We start from the raw sequence: 14,879 nt of genomic DNA, 5'->3' as shown, positions 1-14,879 counted from the left end.
TGGTTCAAGCATGAACATAATAGTTCAAACATGAACATTAAGCAAGACCTGCCCTGGGACAACCCGCGTTTTCGCAACTGGGTCGCGGTGGCGCGCGCCTGCCATGTGCTGGAACGCACCCTGGCGGTGAAGCTTGCGCCGCTCGACCTGAAGCCGGCGCAGCTCGACGTGCTGATGAACCTCTACCGTCATCCCGGCATGTCGCAGCACGACCTCGCTCGCCGGCTGCTGGTCGGCCGCTCCAACATCACCATGCTTTTGCCGCAGCTGGAGACCCGCGGTCTGCTGCGCCGCGAGGGCGACGAGAAGGACAAGCGCGTGCTGCGGCTTACGTTGACCGAGGCCGGCGAGGCACTGCTGATGCAGGCGCTGAAGGTCCATATGGCGCTGATCGAGAAGGCGATGAGCCAGTCGACGCCGGAACAATGCGACATGATCGGCGAACAGATGCGTAGGGTTGCCGAGGTTTTGAAGACCGCCTGACAGCCCAGTGCTCCACCACCAATGCTTCACCACATCGATTTTTTCGCGCGCTCTGGCCATTCCTTGTCGTAGACCTCGCCGTCAATGTTCTTGCGGCTGGTGATTTCCAGGATTTGGCCGGGAGTCGGCAGCGATCTCGGGTCGACATGCCTTGCCGGATTCCACAGTTCCGATCGGTGGATGGCGCGGGCGCACTGGAAATAAACCGCATCGATCTCGATGATCGTCACCGAGCGCGCCGGCTTGCCCTCGACAGCGAACGAGGCGCAGAGCCCGGTATCGGTGGTGATGTGGGCGCGGCCATTGACGCGCAGCGTCGTGCCGGAACCCGGCACCAGGAACAGGAGCGCGACGCGCGGATCGCGAAGGATGTTCCTTAGCGAATCGGCACGGTTGTTGCCGCGCCGGTCCGGCATCATCAGCGTTTTCGGATCATGGATGCGGACGAAGCCGGCGAGATCGCCGCGCGGCGAGCAGTCCAGCCCTTCTGGCCCGCAGGTTGCGAGCGCGGCAAACGGCGAAGCCTCGATGATAGCTGCGTATTCGCGAATCAGCTGGTCGAGTTCCTTGACCACTGACGCTTCACCAGGCAGGCCATAGAGCGCTTCGAGCTGTTCGACGCTGGTGATTATCGACATGTTTTCGTCTCCAAACCGTTGCCGGCGCTACTCCAGATGCATGACGTTTTCACGACAAGTGCCCGTTTGCCGGTCATCAGGAAACGGGTGTCGAGGCAACGCAAACAAGGGCAACCGCTTTACCTGCATGATCGTGCCAACGGATACGGAGGTCAAAAATGGATAAACCGCTCGACCGGCGACGCACCGCCATGGAACTTATTGAAAACATGTTCAATGTTGAAATGCGTTTCCTGCAATCAGGGTCGGAGAGCCTCGATGTGCTTGCCGGCGCATTTATTGAAAACATGTTCAATGTTGAAATGCGTTTCCTGCAATCAGGGTCGGAGAGCCTCGATGTGCTTGCCGGCGCATTTCATGCCGAGATTGTCGTGCATGAGCCGCGCTCCCTGCCCTATGCCGGTGACTGGAACGGCCTCGACGGCGTTGGCGCCCTTTTCCGCAAAATGCGGGAAATCTGGAGCGACGTGGCGGTGGAGGACCTTCAGGTCGCCCAAAACGATGACACGGTGTTCATGAGCTGCTCGCTTTCGCTGACATCGCGGGCCAATGGTGCAACCATCAAACAGCCGTTTGCCGAAGTCTTGCGCTTCAAGGATGACCGGCTGATCGAAGGCACGCCGTTTTATCACGACACCAGCGAGATACTGGCGATCCTGCGTTGACCTGAGAGTCCTGCGGGATCCCATTCAACGGTCGCGGCTCAGCCCCTTCTCTTCCAGTTCGGCGAGATAGGCGGCCCAGCGTGCATCCTTCTCATGACCCAGCGTATGCAGGTAATTCCAGGTGAAGATGCCGGTATCATGGAAATCGTCGAAGGTGATGCGCACGGCATAATTGCCGACCGGCTCGATCTTCAGAATCGCTACATTGCGCTTGCCGGGAACGGTGACGCGCTGTTCGGGCGAATGGCCCTGCACCTCGGCCGATGGCGAGGCGACGCGCAGAAGCTCAGCCGGCAACTCGAACGGCTGATGGCCCGGAAAGGTGACGGAAAGCAGCTTGCGGTCCTTCGAGACCCTGAGTTCCTTTGGCGCTGTCATGCTGGTGGATCCTGCGGAGAACTGCCCTTCCTACGCCGCTTCGCGTCGAGGGAAAAGGCCGTTTCAGAACTTCCGACATGATCTGTCGGCGTCGGAATGTTACCGAAGATCACGAGCTTCTATCTTGAATGCCAAGTTGGTTCGTATCACATAGCCATATATAACGAAGCCGTTCACGGCCACGGAAAGCGCATACGCATGGATATGATCGATCCTTTCGGTCGCACGATTACCTACCTGCGCGTGTCGGTCACCGACCGCTGCGATTTCCGCTGCACCTATTGCATGGCCGAGGACATGACGTTCCTGCCCAAGAAGGACCTGCTGTCGCTGGAAGAGCTCGACCGGCTCTGCACGGTCTTCATCGAAAAGGGCGTGCGCAAGCTCCGCCTCACCGGCGGTGAGCCGCTTGTGCGCAAGAACATCATGCACCTGGTACGCCAGCTTTCGCGGCATCTCGAGAGTGGTGCACTGGAAGAGCTGACGCTGACCACCAACGGATCGCAGCTTTCCCGCTTTGCCGCCGAGCTCGCCGACTGCGGCGTCAAGCGCATTAACGTCTCGCTCGATACCCTCGATGCCGACAAATTCCGCCAGATCACCCGCTGGGGCAATCTGGACAAGGTCATGGACGGCATCGACGCCGCGCAGGCGGCCGGGCTAAAGGTAAAGCTCAATGCCGTGGCGTTGAAGGACTTCAATGACGCCGAATTGCCTGAAATGCTGCGCTGGGCGCATGGCCGCGGCATGGATCTGACGGTCATCGAAACCATGCCGATGGGCGAGATCGATGCCGACCGCACCGACCAGTATTTGCCGCTGTCGCTGCTGCGCGCGGCTCTCGAACGCCAGTTCACGCTAAGCGACATTCCCTACAAGACCGGTGGCCCGGCCCGCTATGTCCAAGTCGCCGAGACCGGCGGGCGGCTGGGCTTCATCACACCGATGACGCATAATTTCTGCGAAAGCTGCAACCGGGTCCGGCTGACCTGCACCGGCACCCTTTACATGTGCCTCGGCCAGGAAGATGCGGCCGACCTGCGCGCGCCGCTGCGTGCGTCGGAAGGCAACGAGCTGGTCGCCGGTGCCATCGACGAAGCAATCGGCCGCAAGCCCAAAGGCCACGACTTCATCATCGATCGCCGCACCAACCGTCCGTCGGTGTCGCGGCATATGAGCGTCACCGGCGGCTGATTTTTGGCCGATTTCGTGCAAGAATAATCGCCTTGGCACCGGCTTCGAGGCAAGGCGTGCAGCGGTTTTTTGCAATCCCGACGTTTTTCGGAGTGATGGCGGCCACCATGGCATTTGCCGCGCCATTTACCTACACGAACGAGCGCTTCGGCACCGTCTGCACCTTTCCGGATGAAATCTTCACTCTTCGCCAGCCTGAGCCGGACAATGGCGATGGACAACAATGGCTCACTGCCGATGGCGCCAGCCTGATCTGTTCGGGTATCCTCAACATCGATGACGACACCCCGACAGCCTTCGTCTCCGCCGAGAGGGCCAGCAAGGAACCTGGCTACAGGATCACCTACAGCAAGACCGGCAAGGACTGGGCGGTGCTGTCGGGCATCAAAGGCGAGAACATCTTCTACGAACGCCGCCTGTTCGGAAAAGACGGTGTCATCCATACGGTCTGGATCGAATATCCGCCTACCCTGAAATCGAAATACGACCCGTTCGTCGGAGCCATCGCCGGCAGCCTCAAAGGACCATGAGCATTCGGTCACATCTGGAGCATTCGCAGCCTGATAATCAAGGCTGGCGCGTGTAGTCATATCGTACGGCAAGCCATTTTTTGCCGCTGCCATTGGCCTGGAGGAAATGTTGCTCGGCCACTTCGTGATTGTCGCCGTCCCTGGAAATGACGAAATCGGAGGCCGTGAACCGCCCTTCGACCTCGGGGCCGAAGCCGACGAAACCAAGCGGCTGGAACAGGAGTGAAATCTTGCCGTCCTCCTCACCACCAAAACTCCAGGCGGGCATGATCCCTGCCGGGAAACGGGTGTCCATGGAGACATACTTCCAGCGGCCCTCCACTCGGTCATAGCTCAAATAGGCTATCCGCTGGAAGTCCGGCATTTTCGACCCGGGCGCCGGGCGCATCACCTCCTGCATGAAGGGACCGATCATCGTGCGCTCGGCCACCAGCCCGGTCATGACGATCGGCTGCGCACCGGGCGTTGGCCAGATCGTGTTGACGACGGACCATTTCCCGACGCGGCGAGCGAGCTCATCCGCTTCGTGACCCGGCGTGGACATCCGTTCGACTGCCGACGCCGAAGCGCCGTTCTCGGCGAACGCAGGCGCTATCGCCATCAGGATGACGGCCAGGGCAGAAGAGAACCGGAAAGCCGACGAAACATGCCGCCTGCTGCCTGTGCCAAGCCAGTCCGCATTGCCTCGTGCATTCATCATGGACCATCTCCCCAACACGATCAGAAGCTTACAATGACCAATTTGGTGAATCTTGCCGAGCAAATTTGATCTCGTCGAAATATTTCCTCGCGCCGCAGTGTGATAAATTTGCCCTCCGGACCCATCCTTTAGAACGGCACCTTTTTTGGGGTCACACCCAGAAAAGGTCTTGTCCGCAAACGGTCACCGGATTTACCGCAAGCCCATTCGGGCCTAGCCTCTGCTCTGGAGCGGTTCTTCGCCCAGTGGGGGAATACGATATGCGCAAACTCATTCTTTCTCTTGCATTGCTCAGCCTCGCGGCCCTGCCCGCGGCGGCCCAGTCGATCGGCGGCACCTATGCCGTGGCCGGCACCAATTTCGATGGGTCGTCCTATGGTGGCGACGCGACGATCACGCTGACCAGCGAGACGACCTGCACGATCCATTGGGAGACAGGCGGCTCGTCCTCGGACGGTATCTGCATGCGCAACGATGATGCCTTCTCCGCCGGTTATGTCATGGGCAAGGCGGTCGGTCTTGTCGTCTACAAGGTGCAGGACGACGGCTCGCTGCGTGGCCTGTGGACGATCGCCGGCAAGGAAGGCAACGGCACCGAGGTACTGACGCCCAAATAAGCCCTGCCGCTCTTGCGCGACAGATGTTACGGGCCATAGAAAGGCTGTGGCCCAGCCCTTTGACGTTGCTGTTTTGCGGGTGCCTGCTAGACGCTTGCTGCAGGACTCACCGGTAATCGCCTTGCCTCTTTCGCCAAACCTGCGCGGCGCGTTGTTCATGATGGTGGCCATGGCTGGTTTCACCCTCAACGACGCTATCACCAAATTCTCGTCGGAATCGATGAACATGGCGCAGGTCATGCTGATCCGCGGCGCCTTCGCTTCGCTTTTCGTTGGCCTGCTTGCGTGGCAACGCGGCGCGCTTGCCCGGCCAGGTTCGATGCTGCAGCCGACCGTTGCGCTGCGCGTCGCCGGCGAGGCCGGCGCCACGGTGTCCTTCCTGGTTGCTCTGGCGCATCTTCCGATCGCCAATGTCTCCGCCGTGCTGCAGGCGCTGCCGCTGGCGGTGACGATGGGCGCAGCACTTGTGTTCAACGAGGGCGTCGGCTGGCGGCGCTGGCTGGCTATTGCCGTCGGTTTTGCCGGCGTGCTGATCATCGTGCGGCCGGGCTTCGAAGGGTTCAGCGTCTTTCCTCTGCTGGCGCTGGCCAGCGTGGCATGCTGTGCGGTGCGCGATCTCGCCACCAAGCGGATACCGCAGGCAATTCCGACATTGCTGGTGTCGAGCGCCACCGCCCTTGCCATGACGTTTCTGGGCGCGGCATTGCTTTCACCGATGGGCGGCTGGACACCGATGACGGGACAAAGCACGGCGTTCCTGGCGCTGGCGGCGGTGCTCGTGCTCATCGGCTACCACTTCATCATCACGGCGATGCGGGTGGGCGATATCTCCTTCATCGCGCCGTTCCGCTACACCGCCCTACTCTGGTCGATCCTGCTTGGCTTCACGATCTTCGGCGACGTCCCGGATCTGCCGATGATCGTCGGTGCCACGATCATCATCGCGTCGGGCCTCTATGCACTCTACCGCGAACGGATCGTCGGCCGGCGAAAGACAGCCGCCGAAAGCACTGGACCGGACATGGCGCCGGACGGCATATAGAGTGACTGTCGACGACTGTCTGATTTGAAAACTGGATTTTGGGTCTAGGCAGCAAACGATGGGCCGACATATCGCAGGGATCATTCTGGCCGGCGGCCGGTCGAGCCGGATGGGCGGCGGCGACAAGACGCTGCTTGCGCTGGGCGACGGCACCCTGCTCGACCGTGTCGTTTCGCGCCTTGGCCCGCAGGTCGGACCGCTTGCGCTAAACGCCAATGGCGATCCGACACGGTTTGCCGCGACGGGGCTTCCGGTGCTTGCCGATACCGTCAAAGGTTATGCCGGGCCGCTTGCCGGGATCCTGACCGGCCTCGAATGGGCTTCCGACACGACCTGCCAGGCGCTGGTCACGGCTGCCGGCGATACGCCTTTCCTGCCGAGGGATATGGTCGAGCGGCTGCTCGCGGCAGCCTATGCGCGCTCTGGCTCGATCGCCGTTGCTTGTTCCGGCGGCAAACGGCATCCGACCTTTGCACTCTGGCCGCTAGGGTTAGATCAGGCCTTGCGACAATTTCTCGTCGAGGAAGACAACCGGCGCGTTGCGGCGTTCATCGACCGGCACGGTTTTGTCGAGGTGGAATTTCCCATCCTGAAATCGGGCGGGGCCGAGGTCGATCCGTTCTTCAACATCAACACTCCCGACGACCTTGCCCAGGCCGCGCATCTGTTGCAGAGCATCGAACCATGAAAAGACGTATCTTCGGCATCACCGGCTGGAAGAACTCCGGCAAGACGACATTGACCGAAAAGCTGGTGGCCGAGTTCGTCCGGCGCGGCTGGAAAGTGTCGACGGTAAAACACGCCCATCATGATTTCGACATCGACAAACCCGGAGCGGACAGCTTTCGCCACCGGCAGGCGGGAGCAGTGGAGGTCGCGGTCGTGTCGGGCAGGCGCTGGGCGCTGATGCACGAATTGCGCGGCGAGGACGAGCCGACGCTGGACGCAATCCTGTCACGGCTGGCACCCTCCGATATCGTGCTGGTCGAGGGTTACAAGCGCGAGGCGCACAAGAAAATCGAGACGCGACGGCTCGAGGCCAAGGACCGGACACCGCTCTCGGCAGGCGATCCACACATTGTCGCCATCGCGTCCGACTTCCACATTGTCGGCGAAGACCTGCCGGCCTTCGATCTCGACGACACGAATTCGATAGCTGACTTCATCGAGCGCGCCACCGGCCTGACGCGCTGAGATCGCGGCCGCAGGGGCTTCCGGCCACTTTCTCTCCATTCAGGCGTTTGACCCAGCGTCACCGTTTTCTGAACATGACCTTCCCTCAAGCGACGGTTTTGCAGTTGCTTTTTCTTGGGAAAGAATGGGAGTATCGCGCCAGCGGGCGGTCAAAAGCACCGCCCACAGAGCCGTTCGGGAACGACGGCCGGGACCAACAGAGAGGACCATTATGCGTATTGCACTGCGTATCGCGCTCGCCGCTTCGGCTGCGCTGCTGACGCTTGGCGTTGCCCAGGCGCAGGAAAAAACCTTGAGGATCGGCACCGAGGGAGCGTATCCGCCATTCAACAACCTCACCGCCGACGGCCAACTCGTGGGCTTCGATATCGACATCGCCAAGGCGCTTTGCGACGAGATGAAGGTGAAGTGCACCTTCGTCGCGCAGGACTGGGACGGCATCATTCCAGCCCTTCAGGCAGGCAAGTTCGACGCCATCGTCGCGTCGATGTCGATCACGCCGGAACGCGCCGAGAAGGTCGACTTCACCCACAAATATTACAATACGCCGCCGGCGATCGCCGCGCCCAAGGACACCGACATCAAGGGTGTCACCAAGGAAGATTTGGCCGGCAAAACGATCGGCGTGCAGGCGTCCACCACGCATTTCAACTATTCGACCAAGACTTATACCGACAGCACCGTCAAGCCGTACCCGACCGCACAGGAATACCAGCTCGATCTGGCCAATGGCCGGCTCGATGCCGCCAACGACGACGTCGTCGTGCTGCAGCAATGGCTGGATTCGCCGGACGGCGCCTGCTGCAAGCTGGTCGGCACAATCAAGCCGGTTATCGAAATCCACGGTCCGGGCGCCGGCATTGCCGTGCGCAAGGGCGAGACCGATCTGGTCAACCAGTTCAATGCGGCGATCGACGCCATCCGCGCAAACGGAAAGTACAAGGAAATCAACGACAAATACTTCAAATATGACGTTTATGGCGGCGAGTCCTGATCGACCGACATAGGAGGACGTGAACGGCGGGAGATTCCCGCCGTTCTTATAAGGACGCCGCGCACGAGGGGTGATGCGGTACGGGTCTCGAAGAGCCTCAAGGAGAACAGGCAGGCGGATGCAGAGCGCACTGACGCTTCTCAGTTGGGGACCCGAAGGCTGGCTCGACGACATCGCCGCGGGTGTATTTGTCACGGTATGTCTTGCGCTGGCCACTCTGCCCTTCGGGCTGACGCTCGGCTTTTTCGTGGCGCTGGCCAAACAATCGGAAGAGCCGTCGCTGAGACTGGCCGGGAACATCTACACCACGATTTTTCGCGGAATACCCGAGCTGCTCACCCTATTTCTCATCTTCTTCGGCATCCCATTGATCCTGCAGTACATTGTCCGGCTGGTGAGCCCTGGCACCTCCGCCGACGTCAACAGCTTCGTCGCCGGCATGATCGCGCTGTGCTTCATTTTCTCCTCTTATTCCAGCGAGGTGTTTTTATCCGCGTTCCGCGCCATTCCAAAAGGGCAATATGAGGGAGGCTATTCAGTTGGCCTGTCCAGCGGCCAGACGATGCGGCTGATCGTGTTGCCGCAGTTGATCCGCATCGCGTTGCCCGGACTTGCCAATCTCTGGCTTATCCTGCTCAAGGACACCGCGCTCGTCTCGGCCGTCGGGCTCAACGAGATCCTCCGGCAGAGCGGGGTTGCCGCTCGCGTCACCAAGCATGCCTTCCTGTTTTATGGCTTTGCCGGCCTGATCTATCTCCTGCTGGCGATCGTCTCCTCCTTCGGCATCAATGCGATCGAACGAGCGGTCGGCGGCAGCGAGGTCAAGAGATGAGCCTGGCCACCGACACGCTGAAGGTCGACCGGCCGCCGCCGCCCGCACGCGGCTGGTCGCGCCAACGCATCCTCGGCCATGTCCTGGTCGGCCTGTGGATCGCTCTCGGCATCGGCATGGTCGTCTACCTGGTCGCTGCGTGGAACCCGGAGTTCTTCCAGAAATATGCACCCGGCTACATATCCGGCCTCGGCATCACCCTGTTGCTGGTTGCCATCTCGATTGTGCTTGGCGCAATCCTGTCGGTGCCCATCGCCTATGCACGTATGTCGAAGAACCCGATCCTCTCGGGGTTTGCCTATGCCTATGTCTATTTTTTTCGCGGCACGCCGCTGTTGGCGCAGACCTTCCTGGTCTACTACGGGGTCGGCTCCTTCCGGCCGGAACTCGAGATGGTCGGCCTGTGGGGTTTCTTCCGCGAGGCGTTCAACTGCGCGATCTTCGCCTTTTCGCTGAATACGGCCGCGTACCAGGCCGAGATTTTGCGTGGCGCGATCGAGAGCGTGCCGAGAGGCCAGTGGGAAGGTGCCGCCTCGCTCGGCCTGCATAAACTACAGACGATGTGGAAAATCATCCTGCCGCAGGCGCTGATTGTGGCGCTACGCCCCTATGGCAACGAGATCATCCTGATGATCAAGGGCTCGGCAATCGTCGCCATTATCACGGTCTACGATTTGATGGGCATCACCCGGCTCACCTATGCGCGCACCTTCGACTTTCAGTCGTATATCTGGGCGGCGATCATCTATCTGATCATCGTGGAAACATTGCGCCACGGCGTCGAGTGGATCGAACGGCGCATCACCATCCACCTGCACCGCTGACTCCCATCACCTTGCCTGATCCGGTAAGAAGACCGCAAAGCAGGCTTCTAAGGGATTCGAAAACATGGCTTCGGTGGCATTTCTTGGTCTTGGCGTCATGGGTTATCCGATGGCCGGACATCTCAAGAACAAGGGCGGTTACGATGTCACCGTCTACAATCGTACCAGCGCCAAGGCCGAGCAGTGGGTTGCCCAGCACGGCGGCAGCTTCGCTGCGACGCCAGCGCAGGCGGCGGAGGGCAAGGACTTCGTCTTTTCCTGCGTCGGCAATGACGACGATCTGCGCTCGGTGACGACCGGCGCCGGAGGCGCCTTCAATTCCATGAAGAAAGGCGCCATCTTCATCGACAATACCACCGCATCGGCGGAGGTCGCGCGCGAACTGGCGCAGCAGTCGCAAGCGCTCGGGTTTGCGTTCCTCGACGCCCCGGTCTCCGGCGGCCAGGCAGGCGCCGAGAACGGCATGCTGACCGTGATGGTCGGCGGCGAGCCCGACGCCTTCGACAGGGCCAAGCCAGTCATAGATGCTTATGCCCGCATGGTCGGATTGATGGGACCGGCCGGGGCTGGCCAGCTCACCAAGATGATCAACCAGATCTGCATCGCCGGCCTCGTTCAGGGCCTGGCCGAGGGCATCCATTTCGGCAAGAAGGCAGGGCTCGACATCGAAAAGGTCATCGAGGTGATTTCCAAGGGTGCGGCCGGTTCCTGGCAGATGGAGAACCGGCACAAGACGATGAATGCCGGCAAATATGATTTCGGCTTCGCCGTCGACTGGATGCGCAAGGATCTTGGCATCTGCCTCGCCGAGGCCGACCGCAACGGCGCCAAACTGCCGGTGACGGCACTTGTCGACCAGTTCTACAAGGACGTGCAGGCGATGGGCGGCAAGCGCTGGGACACGTCCTCGCTGCTGGCGCGGCTGGAGAAATAGGATTTCACCGTGGCCGAGCTTTCGCCTCAATCCAGCGCCGATGAAATCGTTGCTCATCTGCGCTCGATCGCCTCGGAGGAAAATCGGCTTGGCATGCTGCGCTACGGCATCAAGATCGAACGTGCGCTCGGTATCTCGCATGGCGTGCAGCGGCAGATTGCCAAGAAAATCAAGCGCAACCATGAGCGTGCCTTTGAGCTTTGGCAGACAGGCATCATGGAGGCGCAGTTCATCGCTTCCGTGACAGCCGATCCGGAGCGGTTCTCCGCCGCGGATGCAAGACGATGGGCGGCGACTTTCGACTCGTGGGATATCGTCGACGGGGTCTCCGATCTCTTTGTCGACACGGATTGCTGGAAGGAATTGATCGCCGAATTCGCGGTCGACGAACGGGAACTCGTTCGACGCACGGCTTTTGCGATGATTGCCTGGTCGGTAGTCCACCGGAAGAAGGAACCCGAGACGACCTTCCTCGAATTCTTGCCGATCATCGAAGCGCATGCGACCGACGCCCGCAATTTTGTGAAGAAGGCCGTGAACTGGGCGCTTCGTTCGATCGGCAAGCGATCGATGAATTTGCACGGCCCTGCCCTTGCCGTGGCGCTAAAACTGGCGGCCTCGACAGACAGGACCGCACGCTGGATCGGCAAGGACGCCGTGAGGGAACTTTCCGATGCCAAGACGCTCGAGCGGCTCGCCGCCAGAAAAGCTTGACCTGAGCGAAGTGCGCTTCACGGAGGTGACGCAATCGACGCGCGCCGATTTCGAAAACCTGTTCGAGCAACCCGGCGGGCCGAAATACTGCTGGTGTATGGCTTGGCGCAATCTCGACCGCCGCGAGCATGTCGAGAACGACGAGAAGAAACGCGCGATGATGACGCTGATCGACGCCGGCACGCCGGTCGGCATTGTCGCCCAGATCGATGGCCGGACCGTCGGCTGGTGCTCGATCGCGCCGCGCGAGACCTACCGCAAGCTGTCACGGCAGCAGGACGATGGCGAGATGGGCATCTGGTCGATCGTCTGCTTCTTTGTGCCGAGAGCGTTGCGCGGCGGCGGGCTGGCAAGCGCATTGCTCGACGCGGCCATCGATCACGCCTTTGCCAAAGGCGCCAGGACGATCGAAGCCTATCCGGTCGACCAGGCGTCGCCGAGCTACAGCTTCATGGGTTTTCGGGACACGTTCGCCGCCCGCGGCTTTCGCGAGATCGGCATGACCGGCTCGCGCCGGCATGTGATGCGGCTTGAACGTTGACCTTGGCGACAGCGGCAGCTTTACTTGCTGGCATAGGCCGCAGATCAAGGCTCAACAATGGAGCAGCAATGAGCAACTGTCTCAAATCAGGAGCGATCCTGGCGGCCGCGGTGTTCGTGTCCATTGTGGCAGACAGCGCTTGCGCCGGGACGATGCATATTTTCTGGAAGGATCTGCGCCCGCCGACCCAGCCAGCCGCCGAAAGCGTCGGACTGCCGATGATTGCGGCCAAAATGCCCGATCATGGCGAGACGCTGTCTCTCCATCTGCAGGACAAGATCGTGCAGCTCGCAGGCTATGCGCTGCCAGTCGACCGCGATGGTGATCTCGTCTACCAATTCCTGCTGGTGCCGTGGACGGGAGCCTGCAGCCACATGCCGACGCCGCCGCCCAACCAGATCGTCCTCGTCACGCCTGCACACCCTTACAGGATGTCCGAGGCCTACCAGCCGGTTTCGGTGACCGGCGCCTTGCAACCGGGTATGGAGAAGAGCCAGCTTTTCATCCTTGACGGCGTCAGCGTCATCCAGTCAGGTTACACCGTGCACAAGGCCGAGGTGGTCAACGTCGATACGGTGCCGGACACGATCACGCTGCCGGTCAACTCGCCATGGACTTTCCTGAACAAAAAGAAGAACTAAACAGAAGAATCTCAGGCGGCGTTGGCGCCGGACTCCTTGTCGAGCATCATGTAATCCAGCGGCATCTCGGTCGTGTATTTGATCTGCTCCATGGCGAAGGAAGACGACACGTCGCGGATCTCGATCTTGGCGATCAGCCGCTTGTAGAAGGCGTCGTAGGCGGCGATATCGGGCACCACGACGCGCAAGAGATAGTCGACGTCGCCGCTCATGCGATAGAATTCGACCACTTCCGGGAATTCCTGGATGACCTCCGAAAAGCGCCGCAGCCATTCATGGCTGTGCGAATTGGTGCGGATCGAGACGAACACCGTGACCCGCACATTGACCTTTTCATGATCGAGGATGGCGACGCGCCGCTTGATGACGCCCTCTTCCTCGAGCTTCTGGATGCGCCGCCAGCACGGCGTCGTCGACAGGCCGACCTTCTTGGCGACGTCGGCGACTGCAAGCGTCGCATCCTCCTGCAGCAGGCGGAGAATTTTTCTATCAAGGCGGTCCATTGGATGCTCCCCTGATGCAAGTCGTCCAAGTGCGCAGCGGCCTTGGCACAACGACATGCATAAAAACAAGAATTTAACGCGCGTCCCCTCATGCGCGGCGCGCTTCGAGGAATGGATTACCATAATCCCTCTTGCTCGAGCCTATTACAAGAAAGAAATTCTGCCGCATAGTGCGAAAGCGAGTGATTTCTTGCTGAATGCCTAGCCGAGGCGATAGCGGATTTCCGATCTCAGAAAGGGCAGCAAATCCATTTCAAACCATGGATTGCGCTTCAGCCAGCCGGTGTTGCGCCAGGACGGGTGCGGCAGCGGCAGGACTTTCGGGTCGGTTGCCGCCGCCCAGATGGCACGCCAATCCATGACCGTTTCCGTCAGCGAGGGACGGCGCGCCGCGCCCATATGCCAGCTTTGCGCGTAGATGCCGATCGTCAGCACCATATCGACTTGCGGCATCAGCGCCATCAGCGATGTGCGCCAGGCCGGCGCACATTCGCGGCGCGGCGGCAGGTCGGCGCCCCTGGCGTCCTGACCGGGAAAGCAAAAGCCCATCGGCACGATGGCGAATTTGTCCGTGTCGTAAAATTCCTCGCTGCCGACGCCCAGCCAGCTTCGCAGCCGGTCGCCGGAGGCGTCGGTGAACGGCATCCCTGTAATGTGAACCTTGGTACCCGGCGCCTGGCTGGCGATCAGGATACGCGCACTCGAAGATGGCCTGAGCACGGGCCGCGGTTGGTGCGGCAGCGGCCTGGCGGCCGGCTTATCGACGCAGATGCGGCAGGCGCGTACCCTCGCCGCCAGGGCTTCCAACTCTTCGGTCATTCGGAACTCATTGTCAGGCGGCGGCACTCGGCCGGCTGGAGATTTCTCGATACCAGCGCAGCACGTTGGTGCACTCTTCGGGTACCTTGATGCGAGCCGGCTTCATGAAGTCGATGGCGACCAGCCCGGTGATGTCGGCGATCGAATAGGCATCGCCGGCGACGAATTCCCTGCTGGCGAGCTCAGTGTCCAGAAATCTCAGGAATTCGATCGCCTTCGGCTTGTTGGCCTCGCCCCATTCGGGGATTTGCGGGATCTCCCATTCCCTCATTGCGGGGTGGACGTGCCGGAACGCCGCAGCGACGCAGCCGAACAGATTGAACTCCACACGTCTTTGCCACATCTCGACGATCGCCTTGCCGAGCGCGCCACGCCCGAACAAAGCCGGCTCGGGGTGCAGTTCCTCGAAGTAACGACAGATTGCGACGGATTCGGTGATGACAGTGCCGTCGTCGAGCTCGAGCACCGGTAGACGCTTCAGCGGATTGCGCGAGCTGACCGGCTGCTCTTTGTGCTCCAGCGCGCCCATGTCGACGGGCACCAGCGGAACCTGAAGTCCCTTTTCGGCCAGAAAAATCCGAACCCGGCGTGGATTGGGCGCCCGCCCGCCGTCGAACAGCTTCATCTCTATCCTCC

The 14,879-nt window shown here is 60.8% G+C and carries 20 protein-coding genes and 1 pseudogene; 15 read left to right on the top strand and 6 right to left on the bottom strand.

Annotation, left to right across the window (positions count from 1 at the left end; translation table 11 throughout):
* Positions 1–30 precede the first annotated feature (30 nt).
* Positions 31–483: a MarR family winged helix-turn-helix transcriptional regulator gene (locus tag NKH33_RS12395; RefSeq protein ID WP_254817243.1), complete on the top strand. Its 453-nt coding sequence runs from the start codon at positions 31–33 to the stop codon at positions 481–483.
* A 26-nt stretch (positions 484–509) separates the two neighbouring features.
* Here NKH33_RS12395 and NKH33_RS12390 read toward each other — a convergent pair whose 3' ends face one another.
* Entirely contained in the window at positions 510–1,121 is a 612-nt protein-coding gene (locus NKH33_RS12390) for a pyridoxamine 5'-phosphate oxidase family protein (RefSeq protein ID WP_352766587.1), read from the bottom strand.
* 158 nt (positions 1,122–1,279) lie between these two features.
* Here NKH33_RS12390 and NKH33_RS12385 point away from each other — a divergent pair, with 158 nt between their 5' ends.
* A complete protein-coding gene (locus NKH33_RS12385) occupies positions 1,280–1,786 on the top strand; it encodes a nuclear transport factor 2 family protein (RefSeq protein WP_352919710.1) in 507 nt (168 codons plus the stop codon).
* A gap of 24 nt (positions 1,787–1,810) precedes the next feature.
* Here the strand turns inward: NKH33_RS12385 and NKH33_RS12380 are convergent, their stop codons facing one another.
* On the bottom strand, positions 1,811–2,164 hold the full coding sequence (locus NKH33_RS12380; RefSeq protein ID WP_023717628.1) for a gamma-butyrobetaine hydroxylase family protein: 354 nt from the start codon (positions 2,162–2,164) through the stop codon (positions 1,811–1,813).
* A 198-nt stretch (positions 2,165–2,362) separates the two neighbouring features.
* Here NKH33_RS12380 and moaA point away from each other — a divergent pair, with 198 nt between their 5' ends.
* Together moaA and NKH33_RS12370 are read left to right on the top strand one after the other, a co-directional pair.
* Positions 2,363–3,358 carry a GTP 3',8-cyclase MoaA gene (gene moaA, locus NKH33_RS12375; RefSeq protein ID WP_352502428.1) on the top strand — a complete coding sequence of 332 codons (996 nt, stop codon included), beginning with the start codon at positions 2,363–2,365 and terminating at the stop codon, positions 3,356–3,358.
* A 107-nt stretch (positions 3,359–3,465) separates the two neighbouring features.
* On the top strand, positions 3,466–3,888 hold the full coding sequence (locus NKH33_RS12370) for a hypothetical protein (RefSeq protein WP_352471889.1): 423 nt from the start codon (positions 3,466–3,468) through the stop codon (positions 3,886–3,888).
* Positions 3,889–3,925: 37 nt separating this feature from the next.
* On the opposite strand, the gene NKH33_RS12365 is transcribed toward NKH33_RS12370, so the two are convergent.
* Complete coding sequence (locus tag NKH33_RS12365; RefSeq protein ID WP_352919706.1) at positions 3,926–4,651, bottom strand: DUF1579 family protein; 726 nt, start codon at positions 4,649–4,651, stop codon at positions 3,926–3,928.
* A gap of 197 nt (positions 4,652–4,848) precedes the next feature.
* On the opposite strand from NKH33_RS12365, the gene NKH33_RS12360 reads away from it, so the two are divergent.
* The 11 genes and pseudogenes from NKH33_RS12360 (at position 4,849) to NKH33_RS12310 (ending at position 12,921) form a co-directional block, all read left to right on the top strand.
* Positions 4,849–5,205: a hypothetical protein gene (locus tag NKH33_RS12360; RefSeq protein ID WP_352448884.1), complete on the top strand. Its 357-nt coding sequence runs from the start codon at positions 4,849–4,851 to the stop codon at positions 5,203–5,205.
* A 121-nt stretch (positions 5,206–5,326) separates the two neighbouring features.
* On the top strand, positions 5,327–6,247 hold the full coding sequence (locus NKH33_RS12355) for a DMT family transporter (RefSeq protein ID WP_352919703.1): 921 nt from the start codon (positions 5,327–5,329) through the stop codon (positions 6,245–6,247).
* Between the two features lie 58 nt (positions 6,248–6,305).
* Entirely contained in the window at positions 6,306–6,935 is a 630-nt protein-coding gene (gene mobA, locus NKH33_RS12350; RefSeq protein ID WP_352502423.1) for a molybdenum cofactor guanylyltransferase MobA, read from the top strand.
* Positions 6,932–7,441, top strand: a complete 510-nt coding sequence (gene mobB, locus NKH33_RS12345; RefSeq protein WP_352774121.1) for a molybdopterin-guanine dinucleotide biosynthesis protein B — start codon at positions 6,932–6,934, stop codon at positions 7,439–7,441. Before mobA ends, mobB begins: the two co-directional genes overlap by 4 nt.
* Before the next feature lie 211 nt (positions 7,442–7,652).
* On the top strand, positions 7,653–8,435 hold the full coding sequence (locus NKH33_RS12340) for an ABC transporter substrate-binding protein (RefSeq protein WP_352471894.1): 783 nt from the start codon (positions 7,653–7,655) through the stop codon (positions 8,433–8,435).
* Between the two features lie 118 nt (positions 8,436–8,553).
* Positions 8,554–9,267, top strand: coding sequence for an ABC transporter permease (locus tag NKH33_RS12335; protein ID WP_023675013.1), 714 nt, complete (start codon positions 8,554–8,556; stop codon positions 9,265–9,267).
* Complete coding sequence (locus tag NKH33_RS12330; protein WP_023675012.1) at positions 9,264–10,091, top strand: ABC transporter permease; 828 nt, start codon at positions 9,264–9,266, stop codon at positions 10,089–10,091. The genes NKH33_RS12335 and NKH33_RS12330 overlap by 4 nt, the downstream gene beginning before the upstream one ends.
* A 58-nt stretch (positions 10,092–10,149) precedes the next feature.
* Positions 10,150–11,025, top strand: a pseudogene (locus NKH33_RS12325) (NAD(P)-dependent oxidoreductase); the annotation flags it as partial.
* A gap of 9 nt (positions 11,026–11,034) precedes the next feature.
* The gene (locus NKH33_RS12320) at positions 11,035–11,739 is read left to right on the top strand and encodes a DNA alkylation repair protein (protein WP_352919700.1); all 705 of its coding nucleotides are present in this window, start codon (positions 11,035–11,037) and stop codon (positions 11,737–11,739) included.
* The gene (locus NKH33_RS12315; RefSeq protein WP_352682780.1) at positions 11,699–12,280 is read left to right on the top strand and encodes a GNAT family N-acetyltransferase; all 582 of its coding nucleotides are present in this window, start codon (positions 11,699–11,701) and stop codon (positions 12,278–12,280) included. The genes NKH33_RS12320 and NKH33_RS12315 overlap by 41 nt, the downstream gene beginning before the upstream one ends.
* A 68-nt stretch (positions 12,281–12,348) precedes the next feature.
* Positions 12,349–12,921 (top strand): DUF3299 domain-containing protein, encoded by a 573-nt coding sequence (locus NKH33_RS12310; protein WP_352682782.1) that lies wholly within the window; start codon positions 12,349–12,351, stop codon positions 12,919–12,921.
* 11 nt (positions 12,922–12,932) lie between these two features.
* Here the strand turns inward: NKH33_RS12310 and NKH33_RS12305 are convergent, their stop codons facing one another.
* The 3 genes from NKH33_RS12305 to NKH33_RS12295 form a co-directional block, all read right to left on the bottom strand.
* On the bottom strand, positions 12,933–13,424 hold the full coding sequence (locus NKH33_RS12305; RefSeq protein WP_023675006.1) for an Lrp/AsnC family transcriptional regulator: 492 nt from the start codon (positions 13,422–13,424) through the stop codon (positions 12,933–12,935).
* 201 nt (positions 13,425–13,625) lie between these two features.
* Positions 13,626–14,243, bottom strand: a complete 618-nt coding sequence (locus NKH33_RS12300; RefSeq protein WP_502901202.1) for a uracil-DNA glycosylase family protein — start codon at positions 14,241–14,243, stop codon at positions 13,626–13,628.
* A gap of 13 nt (positions 14,244–14,256) precedes the next feature.
* Complete coding sequence (locus NKH33_RS12295; RefSeq protein WP_352919697.1) at positions 14,257–14,868, bottom strand: glutathione S-transferase; 612 nt, start codon at positions 14,866–14,868, stop codon at positions 14,257–14,259.
* Between the last annotated feature and the right edge of the window lie 11 nt (positions 14,869–14,879).

This window comes from Mesorhizobium sp. M1182 (assembly GCF_040318335.1).
In the GTDB taxonomy this organism is placed as follows: Bacteria; Pseudomonadota; Alphaproteobacteria; order Rhizobiales; family Rhizobiaceae; genus Mesorhizobium.
The sequence above is the reverse complement of the archived record's forward strand: the minus strand, read 5'-3'. Positions and strand labels throughout refer to the sequence as shown.

Excerpts from the sequence above, each read along its gene's own strand:
- NKH33_RS12380 (WP_023717628.1), bottom strand. The coding sequence starts at position 2,164 with ATGACAGCGCCAAAGGAACTCAGGGTCTCGAAGGACCGCAAGCTGCTT.
- NKH33_RS12390 (WP_352766587.1), bottom strand. The coding sequence starts at position 1,121 with ATGTCGATAATCACCAGCGTCGAACAGCTCGAAGCGCTCTATGGCCTG.
- NKH33_RS12310 (WP_352682782.1), top strand. The coding sequence starts at position 12,349 with ATGAGCAACTGTCTCAAATCAGGAGCGATCCTGGCGGCCGCGGTGTTC.
- NKH33_RS12360 (WP_352448884.1), top strand. The coding sequence starts at position 4,849 with ATGCGCAAACTCATTCTTTCTCTTGCATTGCTCAGCCTCGCGGCCCTG.
- NKH33_RS12305 (WP_023675006.1), bottom strand. The coding sequence starts at position 13,424 with ATGGACCGCCTTGATAGAAAAATTCTCCGCCTGCTGCAGGAGGATGCG.
- NKH33_RS12330 (WP_023675012.1), top strand. The coding sequence starts at position 9,264 with ATGAGCCTGGCCACCGACACGCTGAAGGTCGACCGGCCGCCGCCGCCC.
- NKH33_RS12385 (WP_352919710.1), top strand. The coding sequence starts at position 1,280 with ATGGATAAACCGCTCGACCGGCGACGCACCGCCATGGAACTTATTGAA.
- NKH33_RS12395 (WP_254817243.1), top strand. The coding sequence starts at position 31 with ATGAACATTAAGCAAGACCTGCCCTGGGACAACCCGCGTTTTCGCAAC.
- mobA (WP_352502423.1), top strand. The coding sequence starts at position 6,306 with ATGGGCCGACATATCGCAGGGATCATTCTGGCCGGCGGCCGGTCGAGC.
- moaA (WP_352502428.1), top strand. The coding sequence starts at position 2,363 with ATGGATATGATCGATCCTTTCGGTCGCACGATTACCTACCTGCGCGTG.
- NKH33_RS12300 (WP_502901202.1), bottom strand. The coding sequence starts at position 14,243 with ATGACCGAAGAGTTGGAAGCCCTGGCGGCGAGGGTACGCGCCTGCCGC.
- NKH33_RS12315 (WP_352682780.1), top strand. The coding sequence starts at position 11,699 with ATGCCAAGACGCTCGAGCGGCTCGCCGCCAGAAAAGCTTGACCTGAGC.
- NKH33_RS12340 (WP_352471894.1), top strand. The coding sequence starts at position 7,653 with ATGCGTATTGCACTGCGTATCGCGCTCGCCGCTTCGGCTGCGCTGCTG.
- NKH33_RS12335 (WP_023675013.1), top strand. The coding sequence starts at position 8,554 with ATGCAGAGCGCACTGACGCTTCTCAGTTGGGGACCCGAAGGCTGGCTC.
- mobB (WP_352774121.1), top strand. The coding sequence starts at position 6,932 with ATGAAAAGACGTATCTTCGGCATCACCGGCTGGAAGAACTCCGGCAAG.
- NKH33_RS12370 (WP_352471889.1), top strand. The coding sequence starts at position 3,466 with ATGGCATTTGCCGCGCCATTTACCTACACGAACGAGCGCTTCGGCACC.
- NKH33_RS12295 (WP_352919697.1), bottom strand. The coding sequence starts at position 14,868 with ATGAAGCTGTTCGACGGCGGGCGGGCGCCCAATCCACGCCGGGTTCGG.